The organism is Rhizobium sp. BT04 (genome assembly GCF_030053135.1).
In the GTDB taxonomy this organism is placed as follows: Bacteria; Pseudomonadota; Alphaproteobacteria; order Rhizobiales; family Rhizobiaceae; genus Rhizobium; species Rhizobium binxianense.
This window is the reverse complement of sequence record NZ_CP125653.1, coordinates 312008-333269: the sequence shown is the minus strand read 5'-3', so window position 1 is coordinate 333269 and position 21262 is coordinate 312008. Positions and strand designations below refer to the sequence as shown.

Here is a 21262-nt window from a genome sequence, read left to right as displayed (position 1 = left end):
GCCGGCCGATATATTCACCCGATATTTTCAAAGGAATTGACGATGAAGAAACATAGACGCGCGACCGTCGCCGATCTGCTTGCGGAAAAGGGCAAGCGCCAGCTCACCATGCTGCGCGTCACCTCGCTGGAGGAGGCGGAAGCGGCCGAAAAGGCGGGCATCGACATCGTCTCGGTGCCACCCTCGCTGCTCGGCCCGGTCTTTCGTGAGATCGCCCCGACGCCCTTTGCCATTCCGGGCCTCGAATATGGCGACCATGTCTCGGCCGAGGACTATCTGCGCGCCGCCTTTGCCGCGCTGAAGGCCGGCGGCGATGCGGTCTATTGCGCCGCCAGCCTGCAGACGATCCGGCGCATGCGCGACGAGGGCATCCCCGTCTGCGGCCATCTCGGGCTGATCCCGTCCAAGGCGACCTGGACCGGCGGCTTCCGCGCCGTCGGCAAGACGGCGGCAAGTGCGGCCGAGATCTGGCGGCAGACCAAGGCCCTGGAAGAGGCCGGCGCCTTCGCCGCCGAAATCGAAGTCGTGCCGGGCGATGTCGCTGCCGCCATCAGCAGCAACACCTCGATGCTGATGATCTCCATGGGCGCCGGCAGCGGCTGCGACGCCCAATATCTCTTCGCCGACGACGTGCTCGGCGCCAATCGTGATCACTATCCCCGCCATGCCAAGGTCTATCGCAATTTCGCCGCCGAACACGATCGGCTGCAGCGCGAACGCATCGCCGCCTTCACGGAGTTCGCCGAGGATGTCCGGACCGGCGCCTATCCGGAAAAGCGCCACAACGTCGGCATCGACGAGGCGGAGCTGAAGGTTTTCCTGGACCGGCTGAGAAGTGAGACGGGCAATAGCTAAGGGCAAACGCGCTCTCTTGTCTCGATGATGTGGGAAGCGCCGCAAAGGCGCTTCCTTTCCATTGGCTTCCGTCCCGGCCTGTGTCAGGAATGATCCGTTCGACCCATTCGGAACGGAGTATTCGGCCCCCTGTGACGATCGGCTTTGCGCATGCGGAATTGATTGCGGTGCTCGTCGCGGTGACGGGGGACGAGCCGCGCGTGATGACGATCCGCTCCGGCAATGCGCTGCCGTCGGGCCCCTTCGAAATGGGCCATCGCACCCTGCAATCGGGCCTGCGCGAATGGGTGCAGGAGCAGACGGAGCACCCCGTCGGTTATCTCGAACAGCTCTATACCTTCGCCGACCGCGACCGGAACAACGACATCCCGGGCGGGCGGACGATCTCGATCAGCTATCTCGGCCTCGTCAACGAACAGTCCGGTGCCGGCCGGCCGGGATGGCACGGCTGGTACGAATATTTTCCCTGGGAAGACCATCGGCAGGGCCGGCCGACAGTGCTTGACGAGATCATGGCGCGTCTGAAAGCCTGGGCCGATGCCGATCCGGCAAGGCGCGACCACCGCCATCGCCGGGCGGACTTTACCTTCGGCCTCGACGGCGGCGGCTGGAACGAGGATCTGGCGCTGCAGCGCTATGAACTACTCTATGAAGCAGGACTCGTCGCCGAAGCCGGATGCGCCGCCGAGGCCAATCTCGGCCGGGCGATGTTTGCCGATCACCGCCGCATTCTGGCGACCGGGATCGCCCGGCTGCGCGCCAAGATCAAATACCGCCCCGTCGTCTTCGAACTGATGCCGGAGAGTTTCACGCTGCTGAGACTGCAGCGCACCATCGAGGCCTTGGCGGGACTGACACTGCACAAGCAGAATTTCCGCCGGCTGATCGAACAGCAGGAACTGGTCGAGGAAACCGGCGGCACCGAAAGCGAAACCGGCGGCCGGCCGGCCAAGCTCTTCCGCTTCCGCCACACGGTGCTCGAAGAACGGGCGCTGGCAGGCACGAAATTACCGCTCTCCCGCAATTGACATATGCTCATCGTGAGAATATCTCTTTGCCTATGATATGCTCAGATAGAGCATAATTAGGAGCCGGTCATGAATTATCCTGTTTCCGCATCCTCGCTCTACGAGCGCGTCAGCCGCGTCATTCCCAAAGCCGAATGGATGACGTTCGAAAATGACGTCGACGCCATCCTCGAGCTCAAGCGCCGCCGCAACGCCGTCATTCTTGCGCATAACTACCAGACGCCGGAGATCTTCCACGGGGTAGCCGATATCGTCGGCGACAGCCTGGCGCTCGCCCGCAAGGCGATCGAGGTCGATGCTGATGTCATCGTGCTGGCCGGCGTGCATTTCATGGCCGAGACTGCCAAGCTCCTGAACCCGGAGAAAACCGTACTGATCCCCGATCTCGGCGCCGGCTGTTCGCTGGCGGATTCGATCACGCCCGAGGATATTGCCCTGCTGCGCCAGGCCCATCCCGGCGTGCCGATCGTCACCTACGTCAACACCTCGGCCGCAGTGAAGGCTGCCTCCGACATCTGCTGCACCTCGGGCAATGCCAAACAGGTGGTGGAATCGCTCGGCGTGCCGAAGGTGCTGATGATCCCGGACGAATATCTGGCCCGCAACGTCGCCCGCGAAACGGATGTCGAGATCATCGCCTGGCATGGTCATTGCGAGGTGCATGAACTCTTCACCGCCGAGGATGTGCGCCAACTGCGCGAAAACCATCCCGGCGTGACCGTTCTCGCCCATCCGGAGTGCCCGCCCGAGGTGGTGGCGGAAGCCGATTTCGCCGGCTCTACCGCCGTGATGTCGGATTATGTCGGCAGGCAGAAGCCGGCACGTGTCGTGCTGCTCACCGAATGCTCGATGAGCGACAATGTCGCCGTGCACCACCCCGACGTCGAATTCATTCGCCCCTGCAATCTCTGCCCGCATATGAAGCGGATCACGCTGGCCAATATCCGCGCGGCCCTCGAGGAAAACCGCCACGAAGTGACCGTCGATCCGGCAATTGCGGTGGCTGCGCGCCGTGCCGTCGAAAGGATGCTGGCGATATGACCGAGATTCTAGGGCATCTCACTGGACGCACGGTGATCGTCGGCAGCGGCCTTGCGGGGCTGATGACCGCGCTGACCCTCGCACCCGAACGCTGCGTCATCGTCACCCGCGCCGCCCTCGGCGCAGAAACGTCGAGTGTCTGGGCGCAGGGCGGCATCGCCGCCGGCATGGGCGCCGACGACAGCGCGGCGCTACATCTGGCCGATACGCTCAGCGCCGGCGACGGCCTCTGCGATCCCATAATTGCCGCCGGCATCATTGCCGAAGCACCGGCGGCGATCGCCGCGTTGCAGCGAGCCGGCGTGCATTTCGACCGCAATGCTGCGGGCGAACTGTCGCTCGGGCTGGAGGCCGCGCACAGCCGTCGTCGTATCGTCCATGCCGAAGGCGACGGCTCGGGTGCGGCGATCGTCGCCGCGCTGGTGCGGGCAGTCGCGCAAACGCCTGCCATATCGGTGCTCGAAGGCTTCGAGGCGCGGCGGATTCTGATGGATGGCGAGCGTGTCGCCGGCCTGCTCTGCGCGACCCCGAATGGTGCCGCCATTCTGCCGACTTCAAGGGTGGTGCTTGCCACCGGCGGTATCGGCGGGCTTTACGACGCCACCACCAATCCGATGGGCAATTTCGGCCAGGGGATCGCGCTCGCAGCAAGGGCCGGTGCCGCGCTCGCCGATATGGAATTCGTCCAGTTCCATCCGACCGCGCTGGATTCACGTCGCCGGCCACTGGCGCTGGTCAGCGAGGCGGTGCGCGGCGAGGGGGCTTTGCTCGTCAACGAACGCGGCGACCGGTTCATGGCCCGCATACCAGGCGCCGAGCTTGCGCCGCGCGACGTGGTGGCGCGGGCGATCAGCGCCGAAATCGCCCGCGGCGGCAGGGTCTTCCTCGATGCCCGCGATGCGCTCGGCAGCCGCTTTGCCGCGCGCTTTCCCGTCATCTCAGCCCTTTGCGGCGAGGCCGGCATCGATCCGGCGAAAGACCTCATTCCCGTGCGACCCGCCGTTCACTATCACATGGGCGGCGTTGCCACGGATGCAAACGGCCGCAGCTCGGTGCCCGGCCTCTGGGCCGCAGGCGAAGCGGCCTCGACCGGCCTGCACGGCGCCAACCGGCTTGCCAGCAATTCGTTGCTGGAAGCAGCTGTCATGGGCATGCGGACGGCACGCGACATCTCGGCCATGCCGGCAGGCCCTGACGACGCCATCATCGCCGAGAGGCTGCCGGCGCCGGCCGATGCATCACTCGTCCGGCCGATCGTCTCGCGTCATCTCGGCGTCTTGCGCAATGCCGATGCCCTAGAGACGGCGATCGCCGCATTGCTGCCGGTTGCCGAAGGTGACGGCCCTGCCGCCGATCCTGGTATCGTGGCGCTCTCGATCGCCGTCTTTGCCAGCCTGCGGATGGAATCGCTCGGTGCCCATGCCCGCACCGATTTTCCGCTGAAGCTTGCCCAGGCCAACCGGCGGCAGATGCGCCTTTCCCAAGTGCTGGAGATCGCCGGCGCCACACAGCCCTATGCTCTTGCCCCACCCTATGTCCTTGCCCCGCCCTACGCCCTTGCCAGGAGTGCCTGAGATGAGCCTCGTTCCGCTTCCGCGCCTGATCGTCGAACCTCTGGTGCGGGCAGCCCTGCTCGAAGATCTCGGTCTTGCCGGCGATATCACTTCGGGCTCTGTCATCCCTCACGATCACCGCTCGACGGTGGTCATGGCCGCCCGCCAGCCGGGCGTGATCGCCGGCCTCGATGCGGCCGAACTTGCCTTTTCCCTCGTCGATCCGGAGATCGTCATGCGCCGCCATCTCCAGGATGGTGACGCGGTCAAGCCGGGTGACGTGATCGCCACCATCGAAGGTCCGTCGCGCGGCCTCTTGACCGCCGAGCGCACCGCGCTGAATTTCCTCGGCCATCTCTCCGGCATCGCCACCGTGACGGCGGAGATTGCCGCCGCGATCCGCGGCAGCAAAGCCGCCGTCGCCTGCACGCGCAAGACGACGCCGGGACTGAGGGCGCTGGAGAAGTATGCGGTGCGAGCCGGCGGCGGTATGAACCACCGTTTCGCGCTCCACGATGCGGTGCTGATCAAGGATAATCACGTCGCCATATCAGGCGGCGTCGCTGAGGCGATCCGCCGGGCGCGCGCCGGCATCGGTCATCTGGTGAAGATCGAGGTCGAAGTGGACAGACTCGATCAGTTGCGCGAAGCGATGGAGACCGGCGTCGATGCCGTGCTGCTCGACAACATGACGCCGGATCAGTTGCGCCAAGCCGTCGCCATCGTCGCCGGCCGGGCCCTCACCGAGGCCTCCGGCCGGGTCACGCCGGCAACAGCCGCCGCGATCGCCGCTTCCGGCGTCGACCTCATTTCGGTCGGCTGGCTGACGCACAGCGCGCCGGTGCTGGACATTGGGCTCGATTTCCTCGAAGCCGCGATCGCAACGGACGCAAGCCCAAAACGGATCGCACAGGTTCTGTGATCCCTAGGCCCGCTTCGGCGGGGCACCGTCGTAATAGGCATAACGTCCGCAGCCGCCATCGACCCGATTATTCAAGCCTTGTGACAGCGATGGTCAACACCGGGCATAATCTCACGCTTTGCAGCGTCGCAGGATCGAAGCTTGTCGGCGATCATCACTCGCGGCGCGCGCCATTGGAACCGTCCAGATGTGGGTCGATCACCAGAAAAATGCTCCGGAAAATGCAGATGGAAGCTGAAGGTGCGACAAGAAAATTACGAGCTAAGCGCTCTAAATATTAGAACGCTTATTTCTTCAGCCGCCGGCCACTCGATTGCAGAGGAGTTTCTCCTTTTATTTCAATCACCTTGCTGAAGATCCTGTTCACTTCAACCTCAATTCCGTCAATTTCGCCTGTTTTTTCAGCAGAAGAATTGAAGCGTTTAAAATCTTGCAGAACGCCGGATATTCATGAGACAAAAGACCTGCGAGTAGAAGCGGTCTGAGCCTCGGTTCTGGACATTGCTCGACGGGTAAATCTGTCGAGGAGATGTCCAAATGCAGGGAAAAACCAGTCATTTCGCCCCGACATCCGCAGAGATCGACGCTGGAGCTGATCACCTTGGCGCGCAGCGTTGCTTTGCATGCCTGCGCAGCAAGCGTCCTGAAAAACGCGATTGCGCAATTGCCAGGCTTGTCGCGGATGGCTTCGACCAGGAGCGCGTCGCCAATCACTATCCGTCCTTAAAAACCGAACACCAATTGCGAAAGGTCGACCCATGTCCCGCATCAAGCTTGCCTTCTATGCACTTGCCGCAACCCTTTCTGCCGGCGCCGCCTCCGCCGCCGACAAGGTGATCTTTCAGCTCGATTGGCTGCCGGGTGGCGACAAGGCGCCGATCTACGTCTGCATTCAGGAAGGTTTCTGTTCAGACGCCGGCCTTGAGGTGGAGATCGCCTCCGGTCGCGGCTCGACCGACGCCATCTCGCGCCTTGCCTCCGCGTCCTCCGATATCGGTATTTCCGATATCGGCGCCCTGATGGCCGCCCGCGCCAATGAAGGCGTGAAGGTGACCGCCGTCATGTCGCTATTCAACAAGGGGCCGCATGCCTTCTACGTCGCCAAGGGCGGTTCGATCGCAAGCGTCGCTGACGTCAAGGGCAAGACGATCGCGACGTCGCCCTTCACGTCGTCAAATGTCTACCTGCCGCTGGTCCTCAAGGATGCCGGCATCGACATGGCGGATATCAAGCTCATCAAGGCCGATCCCGGCGCACTCGGCCCGATGCTGATGACCGGCAATGCCGACGGCATCATCGCCTGGATGACCGACCTGACGCGTTACAGCAACCAAGGCAAGGAAGCTGGCAAGGAGATCGTTGCCCTGCCATGGTCGGCAGCCGGGCTCGAGCTTTATTCCGCATCTCTCATCGCCAGCGACGATTTCCTCGCCAAGCGTCCGCAGGTCGCCGCCCGCTTTATCGCCGCCTACAAGAAATCCGTCGAGTTCGCCAAGGAGAATCCGGAGAAGGCTGCCGCTGCTGTCACCGCCACCGTACCGGAACTCGGCTCGGAAGATGTCCAGGGTTCGCTCAAGGACACGCTGCCGTTGATCTTCAACGAGGTGACGGAGAAGGACGGCCTCGGCGTCTTCGAAGCCGCCCGCCTCGCCGAAACCTGGCGCCGTGTCTCTGAAGCGCAGAACATCGATCCGGCCAAGCTCGATCCGGAAACCGTGGTCAACCGCACCTTCGCCGTAACCGAGTAACCGCCATGGCGATGCCCGCTATCCGCTTCGACAGGCTGGGACAGGTTTTCGAAACCCGGTCCGGGCGCACGGAAGCCCTGCGCGACGTCAGTTTCGATGTGGCCCGGCATGAGTTTGTCTCGATCCTCGGCCCTTCGGGCTGCGGGAAATCGACCCTGCTGCGCATGATCGCCGGCCTGTTGAAGCCGACGTCCGGCTCGGTAGACGTCTTCGGTCTGCCCGTGACGGCCCCGCGTGACGACATCGGGATCGTCTTCCAGAGGCCGACGCTGCTTCCGTGGGCGACTGTCGAAGACAATGTCGTGTTTCCCGCCCGCCACAAGACCGGCAGGGTAACGGCAGAGGAGCGCGGGCGGGCGGGTGAATTGCTGAGCATGGTCGGGCTTGCCGGCTTCGAGAAACGCCTGCCTGACGAACTGTCCGGCGGCATGCAGCAGCGTGTCGGCATCGCCCGTGCGCTGCTCATGGACCCGGATATCCTGCTGATGGACGAACCCTTCTCGGCGCTGGATGCCCTGACGCGCGAGGTGATGGGCTTCGATCTGCTGCGCATCTTTTCCGAACGTCCGAAGACCGTGGTCTTCATCACCCACTCCGTCAGCGAGGCGGCGCTTCTATCCGACCGCGTTTTGGTGATGACCGGACGGCCGGGCTCGATCCTGACCGAAGTCACCGTTCCCGTCGGCCGGCCACGCGGCCCTGAAACTGCAAAGGACAAGGTGATCCATGACCTCTCCGATTACCTCCGCGATCTCCTCCTCACCCGTCACGCGGCGTGAGGCCATGCAGAGCCGGACACCGGTCGCGCTCCTCAAGCAGGTGCTGGCGTTGCCGGGCATCACAACCGCCGCGGCCCTGATCGGCACGGTGCTGCTATGGGAAGCGGCAGCGCGGCTCCTGTCGATCCCGACCTATCTGCTGCCGCCGCCAAGCGCGATCCTCGGCTCGTTCTCCTCCATCGGCTTCGAGCGCTGGATGGGTCACATCGCCGCGACGTTGCGGGTGGCGCTGATCGGTTATGCGACGTCCATCGTTATCGCCATTCCGCTCGCGGTGGTCATGATGCGCTCGCCATTCCTGTCGCGAACGCTCTATCCGCTGCTCGTCGTCGTGCAGTCGACGCCGGTGGTGGCGATTGCGCCGATCATCATCGTCGTGCTCGGGGCCGGCGATGCGCCACGCATCGTTATCACCTGTCTCATCACCTTCTTTCCGCTCGTCGTCTCTACCGCAACGGGCCTTGCGGCAACCCCGCCGGAGCTGATCGAGCTGTCGCGAAGTCTGCGCGCCTCGGGCTTCCGCGAGATCACCCAGATACGCCTGCCGTTTGCGGTGCCCTACATCTTCTCGGCGCTGAAAATCTCGATCACGCTTGCCGTCATCGGCGCCGTGGTTGCGGAGTTCTGCGCATCCGAAGCCGGCGTCGGCTATTTCATCCAGCTGTCGACCTCCCTGTTCAAGCTGCCACAGGCCTGGGCCGGCTTGCTGGTGCTCGCCGCTATGTCGCTCTTGCTGTTTCAGGCCGTGGTCCTGACGCAGAAGCTCCTCTTTCCCTGGAGCCTGCCAAAAAACGGCTGAACCCATCCGGAGTAGAAGCAGTCGGGCCCTGCCCGGACATTGCTCCTCAACCGCCGGTTCGCCGGCATTCACGTAAGGAGAATAGTATGAATATCCAGACAGACACCCTCGCGGAACTCGCCAAGGAAGCGACCATCGGCGGCATGGGCACGACCGTTGACCGGGAGATCCCCGTCATCGACCTTTCTGACTTCGACAACCGCAAGCACGAGATCGCCGATGCACTCTGGCAGGCCTCGGTCGATATCGGTTTCTTCCAGGTCTACAATCACGGCATCGCTCAGGACGATATTGACGCGGCCTTCGACACCGCCTGGACATTCTTCGAACTGCCGGCGGAGGTTAAGGCGAGAACCCCGATGCCGAAAGGCATCAATGCCGGCTGGGAATTCAAGGCGCAGGTCCGCCCTTCCACCGGTACGCCGGATAACAAGGAGAGCTTCCAGCTCACCCGGCCGGACATGATCCGCCTCAACCTGTGGCCGAGCGAAGACGATCTTCCGGGCTTCCGGGAAAAGATGCTCCGCTTCGAGCGCCAGAACTGGGAACTCGGCATGCGCATCCTCTCCTGCTTCGCGCTGAAGATGGGCTTTGCCGAGGATTTCTTCACCAAGGCGCATGACCCGTCTTCAGACCAGTATCAATCGACGCTGCGCCTCATCCACTACATGTCGATGGAAGGCGCCAAGCCGGAAGACTTCACGGCGTGGCGTGCCGGCGCGCATTCGGACTTCGATTGCTTGACCATCCTTCACCAGAAGGAGGGCGAAGGCGGGCTCCAGGTGTGCCCGGGCAAGGATGCAGCCCTGAAGGAATGGACGGATGTTCCGCCGCGCAAGGGCTACATCACCTGCAACATCGGCGACATGCTGATGCGCTGGTCGGACGACCAGCTGCAGTCGACGCTGCACCGGGTGCGTATGCCGCGCGAGAATGAGTATATGGGCCGCCGGCTGTCCCTGCCGTTCTTCTGCCAGGCAAACCGCGATGCCGTCATTGAGGGTCCGCTCGGCAAATACGAGGCGATCACCGCCGGCGAATACCTGACCCGGCGCATCAACGCCAATTTCGCCAAGAAGTGACGTTGTAGATGGTCCGTTGCGGTGACATCGTGGAACAGTCAATCCGACTCCCGTCAGGCAACGGACCCATCATGCTTCATGGACGCGCGCTGCGTTATATCGACGAGGTGGCCCGACAGGGCTCCATCCGCAAGGCGGCAAAGACATTGCATGTCGCCGCTTCTGCGGTGAACCGCTATATCCTGGAGCTTGAGGAAGAGCTGCAGGCACCCATTTTCGAGCGCCTGCCGCGCGGCCTGAAACTCACGAGTTCCGGCGAGATCCTCATCCAGCACATTCGCGAGACACTGCAGGCGCATCAGCGGATGCGAGCGCAGATCCAGTCCCTCAAGGGGCTCAATCGCGGCGAGGTGGTGCTGGCGACCATGGCAACGCTCGCTGCGGGCCGGATTGCCGAGATCGTTGCCGCTTACCGAGAAAAACATCCGCAGGTCAGCCTGCGGATCATGGTCGGCGACCGGACGACTGTTGCGGAGATGGTTGCGCTCGGCCAGGCCGATCTCGCCATTGCCTACAACCTGCCGGACGATAGCCGGCTGCAACGCGCCGCCGAGTTTCGCCATGCGCTGGGAGCCGTCGTCGCGCCCGCCCATCCCCTCGCAAACCGCAAGACCGTGCGCATGTCCGATTGCCTGCTCTATCCGCTGGTTCTGGCGGATCGATCGCTGTCGCTGCGCGAGGTCGTCGAGGCGACTGCCCCGGCGCGCGCCACCCTTGTTCCCGTCGTCGAGACCAATTCGATGGAACTGATGAAGCGCCTTGCCCGGACAACGCCTCACATCACCTTCCTCAACCGGCTCGACGTCGACCGCGAAATGGCGACTGGCGACCTGGTCTTCATTCCGCTGACGGGAACCGGCTCGCTACAACGGCTCAATATCCTCCACCGCGCCCGCGGCTCGCTTTCGCCCGCCGGCAGCCATTTCATGCAATTCGCGCAGGAGCGTCTGCTCGCCTCGTTCGACGAGAACTGACCGCTCGGCAACCCATCCAATAGAGACCCCCCATGAACGATCTGTCCCTGTTTCCCAGCCTTGCCGCCCGTCTGGCGAGACCGGAGCGCATTCGTCTTGCGAAGGCGCGCGTCCCGGTCGCGCTGCTTGCAGATGACGCGCCTGGTGGTGCGGAGGTGGACCGGGACGGTTCCACCCTCGTGGATATTCTGGTCGAGAACGGCAGGATCGCTGCGATAACGCCGGCCCTTGCCGATGGTGGCGAAGATACAGTCGCGCTCGACGGCCGCCATGTCTGGCCGCTTCTGATCGACGCGCACGCCCATCTCGACAAGGGCCACACCATGGGACGTGCGCCCGATTCCGGCGGCACGCATCCCGGCGCGCGCGCCGCGACGACGGCGGACCGCCTTGCCCACTGGAATGCCGACGACCTCCTGCGACGGATGGAATTCGGTCTTGCAACGGCCGACGCCCATGGCGTGGCCGCTATCCGCACCCATCTCGACAGTCACGAGGGGCAGGCGGAAATCACCTGGAGCGCGTTTGCCGAAATGCGCGAACGCTGGAAAGGCTGCATCACCTTGCAGGCTGCCGGCCTCGTGCCGCTCGATGCCTATCGCGACGACTATGGCGCCCGCCTTGCCGATATCGTTGCCGTCCACGGCGGCTTGCTCGGCGGCGTCACCCGCGCCTCCGGGGGCACCCATGGGTCAGGCCTCGACGATATCGACCTGCTGCTCGACCGGTTGTTTGCGCTGGCGAAGGAGCGGGAACTCGATATCGATCTACATGTCGACGAGGCGGCACAGGCCGATGCCCTGCCGCATGTGGCGCGTGCCGCCATCCGCCACGGTTACGAGGGGCGCGTGACGTGTGGCCACTGCTGTTCGCTTGCGCTTCTGGGCGAGCAAGAATTGCGCGACACGATCGCGCTGATCGCCGATGCCGGCCTGTCGATCATCACGCTGCCAACCGTCAACATGTATCTCCAGGATCGCGAAGACGGCCGCACGCCGCGCTGGCGCGGGGTCACGCCCGTGCTGGAATTGCAGGCGGCTGGCATTCCGGTCGCCGCGGCCGGCGACAATTGCCGCGATCCGTTCTTTGCCTATGGCGATCACGACATGCTGGACACCTGGCGGCAAGCGGTGCGCATCCTGCATCTCGACCATCCTTACGCGGATGCGCCCGCTCTTGCCGGCCGCGCACCCGCTGGCATCATGGGCATCGACGCCGGTACGATCGGCGTCGATCGTCCGGCAAACCTGATGATCCTGGAAGCCTGGAGCCTCGACCAGGTTATCGCCCGTCCGCACTCCGACCGCGTCCTCCTCCGCAAGGGGATCTTCGCCAACAGGACATTGCCCTCTTACAGCATGCTCACAGATTTCCAGACCGCTTGAGCCGCTCTCTAGGAAAAAAAGGGGACCGGCGAAGCCTGCCGGTCCCCTTTTCTTTTCAGTCCCGATGTCCGTTATTTGACCATCGAAGCTGCAAAGCGTGAGATCATGCCCGGTGTTGAACATCGCTGTCACAAGGGCTTGAACAATCGGGCAGAGAATTCCCATCCTGTGGGCGCAAATCGCTCGGGCATGTACCGCCGGGCGCGGCCAGCCTAGAATTGCCTTGCGATCGTCAAGTTTACGATGTCGAAGAGGACGGCTGGACGGCCACCGGCGACGGCATCATCGACTGGGAAATGCTCGTGCCGCTATTTCGCCGGACGAAGGCTGAGCATATCGTCACCGAACATGACAATCCGGCCGACTGGCGCCGCTTCGCCCGGCGTTCGATCGAGCACATCAAGGGGCTCGGACTATAGGCGGCTGCAATTCGGTCGAGAACAGCCCGTGATACGGACCGTCGCCAAATAACCTGCCGCCAAGGAACGCAAACCGTATCCTGATGACAGTGTTGATCAAGCATTCCTTCCGCGAGTGACGCGCGATTATGCAAATATTCGATGAAAATTCTTCTTTTTTATAGCAGAGCCGCTATGCGCCGGGCTATTATGGCTCTAACATGCTTTTGATTGGCCGGTGCGTTTGCGCGCCTTGGCTTCAGGGGTGAGAACCGAGATGCAACGGACATCCGGGCAGATGTCGACGAACAGGCTCTGCCTGCTCGGAAGACCAAGATTGCTGGCGGCGGGGAAGGAACTCCCCTTGCCGGAGAAGTCTTATTTTCTCCTCGCCATGCTCGCCGCCGAAGCCGATCTCGAACTCGATCGCGAAACCGTCCGGCGTCAGCTCTGGCAATCGGAGCTGCCGGAAAAGCGGGCAGGCAGCCTGCGCCAGCTCTTGGCGCGCATCGAACAGAGCATTCCCGCCGGCCTTCCGCCGCTGCTTGCCGCGACCCGAACCCATATCGGGCTTGCCGACGGCTGGGAGGTCGATATCCATATCCTGAAGCGGAAAGGGCCGCTCGCCCCCGAAGACAGCGATATGCTGAACGGCGATTTGCTCGAAGGCGCCAAATCGCCGACACAGGGCGCCGAGGACTGGCTGACGTTCGAGCGCCAGCGTATCGACGAATTGCGCTCGGCCCATCTCACCCGGCTGATCGAAACATCGGAGGACAGATCCGATGAAGAGCTGATCACGCTGGCCCGGCGTCTGCTGCAGCTCGACCCTGCCAATGAGACGGCCTATCGCGCCCTGATGCGCACCCATGTCAGGCTGAGCGATCCGGCCGCGGCCCGTCAGGCTTATTTGAAGTGCAAGAGCCAGCTGAAGGACGACTTCGACACCGAGCCGGAGGAAAGCACCACAGCGCTTGCCCGCGAACTCGGCCTGATCCCGGCAGCACAAGTTGCCGCGCCGGAGCGCTCGTCGGTATTAGGCATATCGGCCGATCTGCTCGGCCAGCCGCGCATCATCATCCTGCCGCCGGAAAGCATCTTCACCGATCCGCTGATGGAGCGCGTCGGCCGGGCGCTTCTCGAAGACGTCACCATCGGCCTCAGCCAGCAGCGCGGCTTCAAGGTGATTGCCGCGCATACCAGCCTGGAGATCCTCAGCCGCTCGATCGATCCCTCGCGTGCCGTGCCCGGCCCGCTCGACCTCAGCTTCGACTATGCGGTCTACGTCACCATTCAGGGCCGCGACGAGGATGTCTTTGCCACCTGCCGGCTGACGCGCACGACGACATCGGAGGTGATCTGGGCACTGGAACTGCCGCTGGTCATGCAGAAGATCAGCGAATCCTTCGCGCATCTGACGCGGCGGATCGTCTCCTCGCTCGCCGACACGATCGAGCGCCACGAACTGGCGATGCCGATCGGCGACGCGCCGGCCTCTGCCTATCGTCTTTACCTGGAAGGCAAGCGGCTGATCGCCCAGACCGACCTGCAGCATCTGCGCCAGGCGCGCAAATGGTTCAAATCATCGCTCAACCGTTATGAGCATTTCTCGGCCGCCCATGCCGGCGTGTCGCGCGCGCTCGGCATGGAATGGCTGATCCGCGGCATGCGGGACAAGGAACTGCTCGATGAGGCGAACGGCGCTGCGCGGTTGGCGCAGCAGTCCGACCCCAATAGCGGCCGGGCTTACCGCGAGCTTGGCTTCGTCGCGCTTTATCGCCGCCGCTTCGACGAAAGCCTGGAATATTTCCAGCAGGCCCAGGATCTCAATCCCAACGATGCCGACATCCTTGCCGATTTCGCCGACGCGCTTTCCCATGACGGCGATTTCGATCGGGCGCTGGAACTCAGCCGCGCGGCCTTCAAACTCAATCCGCTACCGCCGGATTATTATTACTGGAACCTCGGCGGCATCCACTTCATGCGCGAAGAGTATGAAAAGGCGATCGAGGCGCTGGAGCCGGTGAAGGCGAAACAGGCGACGGCGCGTCTGCTGGCCGCCTCGCATGCCATGGCAGGCGATACTGTCAAGGCCGGGAACTATGCCAGGACGGTTCTGGAAAACTTCCCGGATTTCCGCAGCGAGGATATCCGCCATTTCGTCCCCGATCGCGATCCTGCCTTTACCGCACCGCTGATAAAAGGCCTGCAACTGGCCGGCCTTCCCTGATTGCGTCGCCTTTTAACGAAGCCTGTAACGCTTAAATGACGCAGGCAATGTTTCCTTCCGATGGTTAACGGCAGCAAGACGCTGCCCGACCAATCGGAGATGGACCATGAAGACGAATGCTGAAACCGCCGCAGTTCAGACACAGTCCCTGCGCTTCTCTGCAGCCGCCAAGGCAGCCATGAAACATGACGAACTCAACGTTTCCGCTAATGCGCTCGAGAGCCTGACGCATGCGCTGAGGTTCCGCTAAGGGCGAGACCGGTATGTCCGCTTTCACCGGCCCAGTGCAATTCCAGCAAAAGTGTGCAGCGGTTTTGCGTCCGGAATTGCGTGAAGACAAAGAGATAGAGCATCTTCGTGATTCGAAGAAAAACGAAAATGCTCTTGAAATGCTTGCCGATGATCTCGAACGGTCATCGGCTGGCGTCAGCGATTATCATGATCGCGCGGTCACGCCGGCCCAGACACTCGCAGCCATCCGGCCGCATCTGCGCGAATTCGGCATCACCCGCGTCGGTCTGCTGACTGCACTTGACGTCCTGAACATCCCCGTCGCCTTCGCCACGCGCCCGAACAGCCATACGCTCTCGGTGTTTCAGGGCAAGGGTATCGACAATGATGCCGCCATGACCTCGGCCGCCATGGAAGCGATCGAGACGCGGATCGCCGAAATCCCACCCGCCGACCTGACGCAGGCGACAGTCGAGAACATGCGGGCGGAACATGCCGCGATGATCGATCTCGACAATGTCGCACGCTGCGCGCCTGACGAGATCGGCAGCAATCCCATTCCCTGGTGCTCCGGGCTCGACATGTTTTCCGGCAGCAGCGTCTTCGTGCCCTGGTGGCTCGTCGGCCTTGATCATCGCGGCGACAGGCCGCCGGGCTTCGAGCAGTCGAGCGATGGGCTCGCCTCCGGCAACACGCCGTCAGAAGCGGTGCTGCACGGGCTTTGCGAGCTGGTGGAGCGCGACGCCTGGGCTCTGACCCAGCTGAAATCCCCGCAGCGGCTGAAAGACAGCCGCATTGACCCCGCCTCTTTCAACGATGCGGTCATCGACATCATGACCGATCGGATCGCGCGCGCCGGCATGCGGCTGCTGCTGCTCGACATGACCACCGATATCGGCGTTCCCGCTTTTCTCGCCGTCATCATGCCCGGCAATCTTTCCGACCGCGTCGATGCGCGCTGGTTGCATGTCTGCGGCGGCTGCGGCTGCCACCCCGATCCCGTGCGCGCCGCGTTGCGCGCCATCACCGAAGCGGCGCAGAGCCGGCTGACCGCGATTGCCGGCAGCCGCGACGATTTTTCGCCGCGCATCTATCAGCGCCTCGACCGGAGCGCGGCGATGCAGCAGGTGGTCGAACTCTGCGAGGGCGACGGCCGGATGCGCGCCTTCCAGCCCCGTCATCGCCGCGCGGCGACGATCCAGGAAACCATCGGCCAGATTGCCGGCCGGCTGGCTGCAACCGGCATTGAGCAGATCGTCGTCGTGCCGTTTGCGCACCGGGCTCTGCCGGTCTCCGTCGTCAGGGTGATCGTACCGGGCCTGGAGGTCGATATCTCCGGCCAGTACATCCAGCTCGGCCTGCGCGCGGTCAACACCATGAGAGGAGCCCAATCATGAAGGTGCTGTTCGTCGGCCCGAGCCTTGGCAGCGATCTCGCTGCGGCGAGAGCCATGTCCCCTCGCATCGATTTCCGGCCGCCGGCCGCCTGCGGTGACATCCTGAAGGCCGTTCACGACGGCGCCACCGCCATCGGCCTCGTCGACGGCTATTTCGGCGATCTGCCGTCCGTCTGGCACAAGGAAATTCTTTTCGCGCTCGACCATAATGTCGCCGTTGCCGGCGGCGCCAGCATGGGCGCATTGCGGGCAGCCGAATGCGCGCCTTTCGGCATGGTCGGAATCGGCTCGATCTTCGAGGATTACGAGGCCGGGCGGCTGCTCGACGACGAGGCCGTCGCCCTCGTGCATGCACCGCAGGAACTCGGCTGGCTGCCGCTTTCGGTGCCTTGGGTCGATTTCGAGCCGACGATCGATGCGCTTCTTGCCGGCGGCGAGATCTCCCCCGGTGAACGCAAGAAACTGCTGCTTGCCGGACGTTTCCTGCATTTCTCCGAGCGCACCTATGCCAAGGTGGTCGACGAGTGCCATTTCCGCAAGCCGCGCCGCGACATCATCCTCGCCGCCATCCGCGGCAATCGCGTCGAGCGCAAGCGCAACGACGCCCGGCTGGTGTTGGAATGGCTGCGCCGGGACGAATACCTGCCCGTCAACCGTGACTGGCACTTTGCCGCCACCTCGCATTGGCAGCTTCTGCACGCCGAAGTCACGCGCAATGCGGTTCCTGTAACGCTTGAATAACGGTCGCGGCGGAAGATGCAAGGGTGATGGAATCTTAGGGTTTCGCGACCAAAGGGGCGGGAACGATGTTTGAACAACACAACGAGCCTACGGGCAGCGAATACGCAAGGATCTTCCGGCTGCTGTCGGCAGCCAAGGAGGAGGCTGAAAAGCTTCAGCTGCGTAATCTGATGCACCTGACGAACATGGCGCTGCTGCAGGTCGTCATCGATTGGGACGGCATAGATCCCGACCGGGAGCTAGACGTCAATCTCGAGAAGCTGCTCGGCAGCAAGGCCAAGATCGCAATGAAGGATGCGAGCGAGAATCTGATCCTGATCAATCCCCATTGATCCCGATCACCCCCCGTTGATCACGATCGATCGCAATTGATCCCGATCAATCCCGGTTGATTCCATTCAATGGCAAATTGATCCGATCGAGGACAGTTGATCCTGATCGATTGCTATTGATCTGATCGATCGCTGTTGATCCTCATGCGGTCCGTTGGGATCGCGTGAAGGCCAGCCGGTCTATTCGGCGGCGTCCGCGTCCAACTGTTCGGTATGAGCGATCGCCTGGACGAGCTTCAGGATCTTCTTGCGAAGAGCTTCGTTCTTGATCGAAAAGAACGCCGCATTGAGAAGCACGCCTTCGCGCGAAATAACGAATTCCTCGCTGGGGGCGGGGTTGTCGTTGGCCGTATCAGGCGTGGCCATGTCGTCGAAAAACGTCCTGACGTCGACCTTCAGAGCGCCGGCAATTTCTACCAGCATGCTTGCAGAAACGCGGTTGGAGCCCTTTTCGTATTTCTGAATCTGCTGGAACGTGACGCCGACACGATCTCCCAGTTCCGTCTGGGAAACTTTCCTCAGCAGACGCTGTATACGGATCGTCTTTCCGACATGGACATCCACTGCATGCGGTTCTTCTTTCATTTTGTTTTCCCTCCTGAGGATACCAGATATGAAGTTATTCGCCATATCCGTATCTGACAACTTTTACCTGAGATGGCTAAAGCTAGCAATTGTCCGGTAGTAAGTCGTCCCAAACCGAAACACTTGCGTTACTTCATCCTTACACAAGCAAAAGACATGCCAAAGTAGCACTTTGGCAAGCCACAGCACATCACATGATTTCGTGACCTCAAAGCGACCAGAGACGCTGCGCATTGGCGAAAAGCAGCTTGGAACGCTCCGTCTCGCTGCTGGAGGAAAGCATGGCATGGGTCGCCGCGACCCAGGTGGAGAGGCCGCCGCCGAGCGTGCAGACCGGCCAGTCGCTGCCCCAGACGACACGATCCCAGCCGAACCTTGCAATCACATGCTCAATATAGGGCCGCAGCGTCTGCGCCGTCCATGTCTCGGCATCGGCATAGGCGACGACGCCGGAGATCTTGCAGACGACGTTCGGCCGCCGGGCAATCTCCGACAAACCGGCCTTCCACGGCTCGAAGGCATCCGAGCGGATATCGGGCACGCCGCAATGGTCGAGCACGAATTGCACATCCGGCGCGAGATCGACGAGAGCCGTCACCCGGCCCGCCTGGTGCGGCAAGGTACAGAGGTCGAAGGTCAGGCCGCTGCCGCCGATCCGCCGGATATTTTCGCGAAACAAGGCGCCTTCTGAGACATTATCGGGCACGACATGCAGCACGCGGCGGAACCCCTTGACGAAGGGATCGGCCTTCTGCCGCTCGAGATAGGCGGCGAAGCCTTGGTCTTCCGGCCGGCAGGAGACGATGGCGCCGGCAAGCAGACTGCCTTCCTTTTTGGCGAGACCTGCGATGTGATCGGTCTCGGCCTGCATGGCGGCGGGATCGACATCGACCTCCATGTGCAGCGCCGCGGTGATACCGCAGCGCCGGGCCTCGGTCGCATAGGTCTCGTAGAGGAAATCACGATCGAGAGCGGGCGCCTGGGAAAGCCAGGGATAGGGCAGCGCCGAGCGATCGACGATATGCAGATGGGTGTCGATGAACACGCTCTTCTCCTCCAAGAGTGGTTTTGCGGCAACCTATCCCTGGTGAATGGTTTGTTCAAATAGAAATTCCGGGCGGTTTGGCATTTCCGTGATTCGGGGGAAATGGGGAAAGCCACCCGGCCTCACCCCCCTCCTTTGGACCTCCGACCGGACCCATCAGCCGGAATTGACGACATCCGCCCCAGCCAACAGCGAAAGCTGGGCGGCAGCCTTCTGCACCAGCATGATCGTCTGGGTGATATCGGGCGCAGGCGGCGCGTTGACGAGGGCGATGAAGGGGCAGGTGAGGGCGGCGATGCAGCGCCGGTCGGGGCCGAGAACGGGCGCGGAAAGATTGTAGACGCCCGCCGTCTGGGCACTCGCCATCATCTCGTAGCCGCGCTCGCGGATCTGGTCGAGGCGATCGTAGAATTCGGGCCCGAGTTCGATGTCGGCGCGGCTGCGCACATGTTCCGACATCATCATTTCCCGCTCCTCGGCGCTGCGAAAGGCGAGCAGCACATGCCCGGAACCGGTGTCGAACAGGTTGATATGGGCGCCGATGCGGATCGAGAACCCCCAATAATCAGGCGCCTCCTGCTGGGCGATGACGACGGCCGCGCCGCGATCGAAAACGGCGAGGTGATTGGCCTGGCGCGTGCGCTGGGCAAGATCGCGCATCAGCGGCGTGGCGTAGGAGGCGAGCCGGCGCACCGGCGCGTGCAGTTGCGCAAGACCGAAGAGCTTCAGCGTCAGCGAATAGCGGTCGCCGTCCAGCTTTGTGACGTAGCCGCGGCGCACCAGGCGGTCGAGCATGCGGTAGAATTCGTTGGGGCTGCGGTCAAGCCGCTTGGCGATATCGGCCTGGGTGAGGCCGCTGTCGACGCCGGCGAGCAATTCGAGGATATCGAGCCCCTTGTCGAGGGCAGGAGCGCGGTAGCGGTCTGACTCGTCGGTCTCCATTCCTTCCTCCTGTGAATAACATTCTGCATATACGCAGAACCGCAGCCGGAAAAGGAAAAGTTTACGCTTGACCCTTGGCCAATCGTCTGTTTGTCTATAAACAGACAAATCATCACTAAAGACAGCCGATCTGCAGCGCACTGCGAGGCTGCGAAGGAGATCACAAGCTCGCCCGAAGCATGCTATCGTCCGAAAACCACTCCCACTTTTCGGCGTCATGCTCTAGGGCATGTCGCGCAAAAGTGTGCAGCGGTTTTGCCAGGCAAAGCGTGAAACGCTTTTGCCGAGACATGCGTAAAAACAAAGACCTAACGCGAGGAGCGAATCTGAAAGATCGCGACGCGCTTTAGCCCTCGAAGACATCAACCGCATTCCGTACCGCGTAGACAATTCCAGCAAAGGCCCGTGACATGACAAGCAGACTTTCCGGCAAGACCGTTCTCATCACCGCCGCCGGCCAGGGCATCGGCCGGGCGACGGCGGCCGCCTTTGCCGCGGCCGGCGCCAAGGTCCACGCGACCGACATCAACACCGACGCGCTGGCGACGCTGGCGGCGGAAACCGGGGTTTCGACCCATCAGCTGAACGTGCTCGAAGAGGAGGCGGTCAATGCCCTCGTCGCCGAGATCGGCGCCGTCGACGTGCTGTTCAACTGCGCCGGCTTCGTCCACGCCGGCTCGATCCTCGAGATGAAGGATGCCGATTTCGAATTCGCCCTCGACCTCAACGTCAAGGCGATGATCCGCACCATCCGCGCCGTGCTGCCCGGCATGCTCGAGCGCAAGGACGGGGCGATCATCAACATGGCCTCCGTCGCCTCCAGCATCAAGGGCGTGCCGAACCGCTTCGCCTATGGCGTCACCAAGGCGGCGGTGATCGGGCTGACCAAATCCGTCGCCGCCGATTACGTCGCGGAAGGAATCCGCTGCAACGCCATCTGCCCCGGCACGGTGGAAAGCCCGTCGCTGCAGGACCGCATGCGCGCGCAGGGCGATTACGACGCGGCGCGTGCCGCCTTCATCGCCCGCCAGCCGATGGGCCGGCTCGGCTCGCCGGAAGAGATCGCCGATCTCGCCGTCTATCTCGCCGGCGCCACCTATACGTCGGGCCAGGCGATCGCCATCGACGGCGGCTGGACGATCTGACATCGGCGGCCCAGCCGACCGGCAGCCCGGCCGGCAGTTCTGCCGGTCTTA

At 62.8% G+C, this 21262-nt stretch carries 22 protein-coding genes and 2 pseudogenes; 19 read left to right on the top strand and 5 right to left on the bottom strand.

From position 1 onward, the window contains the following. The first annotated feature begins 42 nt into the window (after positions 1 to 42). From QMO82_RS32745 to nadC, 5 genes are all read left to right on the top strand, one after another. On the top strand, positions 43 to 855 hold the full coding sequence (locus QMO82_RS32745; RefSeq protein WP_097616573.1) for a 3-methyl-2-oxobutanoate hydroxymethyltransferase: 813 nt from the start codon (positions 43 to 45) through the stop codon (positions 853 to 855). A 29-nt stretch (positions 856 to 884) separates the two neighbouring features. Then, entirely contained in the window at positions 885 to 1883 is a 999-nt protein-coding gene (locus tag QMO82_RS32740) for a hypothetical protein (RefSeq protein ID WP_183608819.1), read from the top strand. A gap of 69 nt (positions 1884 to 1952) precedes the next feature. After that, positions 1953 to 2924 carry a quinolinate synthase NadA gene (gene nadA, locus QMO82_RS32735; protein ID WP_017991961.1) on the top strand — a complete coding sequence of 324 codons (972 nt, stop codon included), beginning with the start codon at positions 1953 to 1955 and terminating at the stop codon, positions 2922 to 2924. After that, positions 2921 to 4498 carry an L-aspartate oxidase gene (locus tag QMO82_RS32730; protein WP_183608818.1) on the top strand — a complete coding sequence of 526 codons (1578 nt, stop codon included), beginning with the start codon at positions 2921 to 2923 and terminating at the stop codon, positions 4496 to 4498. The genes nadA and QMO82_RS32730 overlap by 4 nt, the downstream gene beginning before the upstream one ends. Before the next feature lies 1 nt (position 4499). Continuing rightward, a complete protein-coding gene (nadC, locus tag QMO82_RS32725) occupies positions 4500 to 5399 on the top strand; it encodes a carboxylating nicotinate-nucleotide diphosphorylase (protein ID WP_183608817.1) in 900 nt (299 codons plus the stop codon). A 77-nt stretch (positions 5400 to 5476) separates the two neighbouring features. Here the strand turns inward: nadC and QMO82_RS32720 are convergent. Continuing rightward, positions 5477 to 5566: pseudogene (locus QMO82_RS32720) on the bottom strand (IS6 family transposase); the annotation flags it as partial. Positions 5567 to 5762: 196 nt separating this feature from the next. After that, positions 5763 to 6113, bottom strand: a complete 351-nt coding sequence (locus QMO82_RS32715) for a hypothetical protein (RefSeq protein WP_183609082.1) — start codon at positions 6111 to 6113, stop codon at positions 5763 to 5765. Between the two features lie 44 nt (positions 6114 to 6157). Between QMO82_RS32715 and QMO82_RS32710 the strand changes: the two genes are divergently transcribed. The 13 genes and pseudogenes from QMO82_RS32710 (at position 6158) to QMO82_RS32650 (ending at position 17494) form a co-directional block, all read left to right on the top strand. Next, positions 6158 to 7147, top strand: a complete 990-nt coding sequence (locus QMO82_RS32710) for an ABC transporter substrate-binding protein (protein ID WP_183608816.1) — start codon at positions 6158 to 6160, stop codon at positions 7145 to 7147. Positions 7148 to 7152: 5 nt separating this feature from the next. Further along, positions 7153 to 7926 carry an ABC transporter ATP-binding protein gene (locus QMO82_RS32705; protein WP_183608815.1) on the top strand — a complete coding sequence of 258 codons (774 nt, stop codon included), beginning with the start codon at positions 7153 to 7155 and terminating at the stop codon, positions 7924 to 7926. A 4-nt stretch (positions 7927 to 7930) separates the two neighbouring features. Next, positions 7931 to 8725: an ABC transporter permease gene (locus QMO82_RS32700; protein ID WP_183609060.1), complete on the top strand. Its 795-nt coding sequence runs from the start codon at positions 7931 to 7933 to the stop codon at positions 8723 to 8725. Positions 8726 to 8811: 86 nt separating this feature from the next. Beyond that, complete coding sequence (locus QMO82_RS32695; RefSeq protein ID WP_183608814.1) at positions 8812 to 9807, top strand: isopenicillin N synthase family oxygenase; 996 nt, start codon at positions 8812 to 8814, stop codon at positions 9805 to 9807. Between the two features lie 71 nt (positions 9808 to 9878). Then, a complete protein-coding gene (locus QMO82_RS32690) occupies positions 9879 to 10781 on the top strand; it encodes a LysR family transcriptional regulator (RefSeq protein WP_183608813.1) in 903 nt (300 codons plus the stop codon). A gap of 32 nt (positions 10782 to 10813) precedes the next feature. Further along, a complete protein-coding gene (locus tag QMO82_RS32685; protein WP_183608812.1) occupies positions 10814 to 12166 on the top strand; it encodes a cytosine deaminase in 1353 nt (450 codons plus the stop codon). A gap of 87 nt (positions 12167 to 12253) precedes the next feature. Continuing rightward, positions 12254 to 12331, top strand: a pseudogene (locus tag QMO82_RS32680) (IS6 family transposase); the annotation flags it as partial. 53 nt (positions 12332 to 12384) lie between these two features. Next, on the top strand, positions 12385 to 12585 hold the full coding sequence (locus QMO82_RS32675) for a hypothetical protein (protein WP_183609081.1): 201 nt from the start codon (positions 12385 to 12387) through the stop codon (positions 12583 to 12585). 256 nt (positions 12586 to 12841) lie between these two features. Then, positions 12842 to 14794, top strand: a complete 1953-nt coding sequence (locus QMO82_RS32670) for a BTAD domain-containing putative transcriptional regulator (protein ID WP_283196660.1) — start codon at positions 12842 to 12844, stop codon at positions 14792 to 14794. 106 nt (positions 14795 to 14900) lie between these two features. Next, on the top strand, positions 14901 to 15044 hold the full coding sequence (locus tag QMO82_RS32665) for a hypothetical protein (protein ID WP_183608811.1): 144 nt from the start codon (positions 14901 to 14903) through the stop codon (positions 15042 to 15044). 139 nt (positions 15045 to 15183) lie between these two features. Further along, entirely contained in the window at positions 15184 to 16422 is a 1239-nt protein-coding gene (locus tag QMO82_RS32660; protein WP_183608810.1) for a YcaO-like family protein, read from the top strand. Beyond that, complete coding sequence (locus tag QMO82_RS32655; protein ID WP_183608809.1) at positions 16419 to 17162, top strand: TfuA-like protein; 744 nt, start codon at positions 16419 to 16421, stop codon at positions 17160 to 17162. The genes QMO82_RS32660 and QMO82_RS32655 overlap by 4 nt, the downstream gene beginning before the upstream one ends. 65 nt (positions 17163 to 17227) lie before the next feature. Beyond that, positions 17228 to 17494 (top strand): hypothetical protein, encoded by a 267-nt coding sequence (locus QMO82_RS32650; RefSeq protein WP_097611698.1) that lies wholly within the window; start codon positions 17228 to 17230, stop codon positions 17492 to 17494. Between the two features lie 180 nt (positions 17495 to 17674). Here the strand turns inward: QMO82_RS32650 and QMO82_RS32645 are convergent, their stop codons facing one another. The 3 genes from QMO82_RS32645 to QMO82_RS32635 form a co-directional block, all read right to left on the bottom strand. Continuing rightward, positions 17675 to 18079, bottom strand: a complete 405-nt coding sequence (locus QMO82_RS32645; protein ID WP_097616581.1) for a helix-turn-helix domain-containing protein — start codon at positions 18077 to 18079, stop codon at positions 17675 to 17677. Positions 18080 to 18287: 208 nt separating this feature from the next. After that, complete coding sequence (locus QMO82_RS32640) at positions 18288 to 19124, bottom strand: amidohydrolase (RefSeq protein WP_183608808.1); 837 nt, start codon at positions 19122 to 19124, stop codon at positions 18288 to 18290. 156 nt (positions 19125 to 19280) lie between these two features. Beyond that, entirely contained in the window at positions 19281 to 20066 is a 786-nt protein-coding gene (locus tag QMO82_RS32635; protein ID WP_183608807.1) for an IclR family transcriptional regulator, read from the bottom strand. A gap of 410 nt (positions 20067 to 20476) precedes the next feature. Between QMO82_RS32635 and QMO82_RS32630 the strand changes: the two genes are divergently transcribed. Continuing rightward, a complete protein-coding gene (locus QMO82_RS32630; RefSeq protein WP_183608806.1) occupies positions 20477 to 21211 on the top strand; it encodes an SDR family oxidoreductase in 735 nt (244 codons plus the stop codon). Positions 21212 to 21262 lie beyond the last annotated feature (51 nt).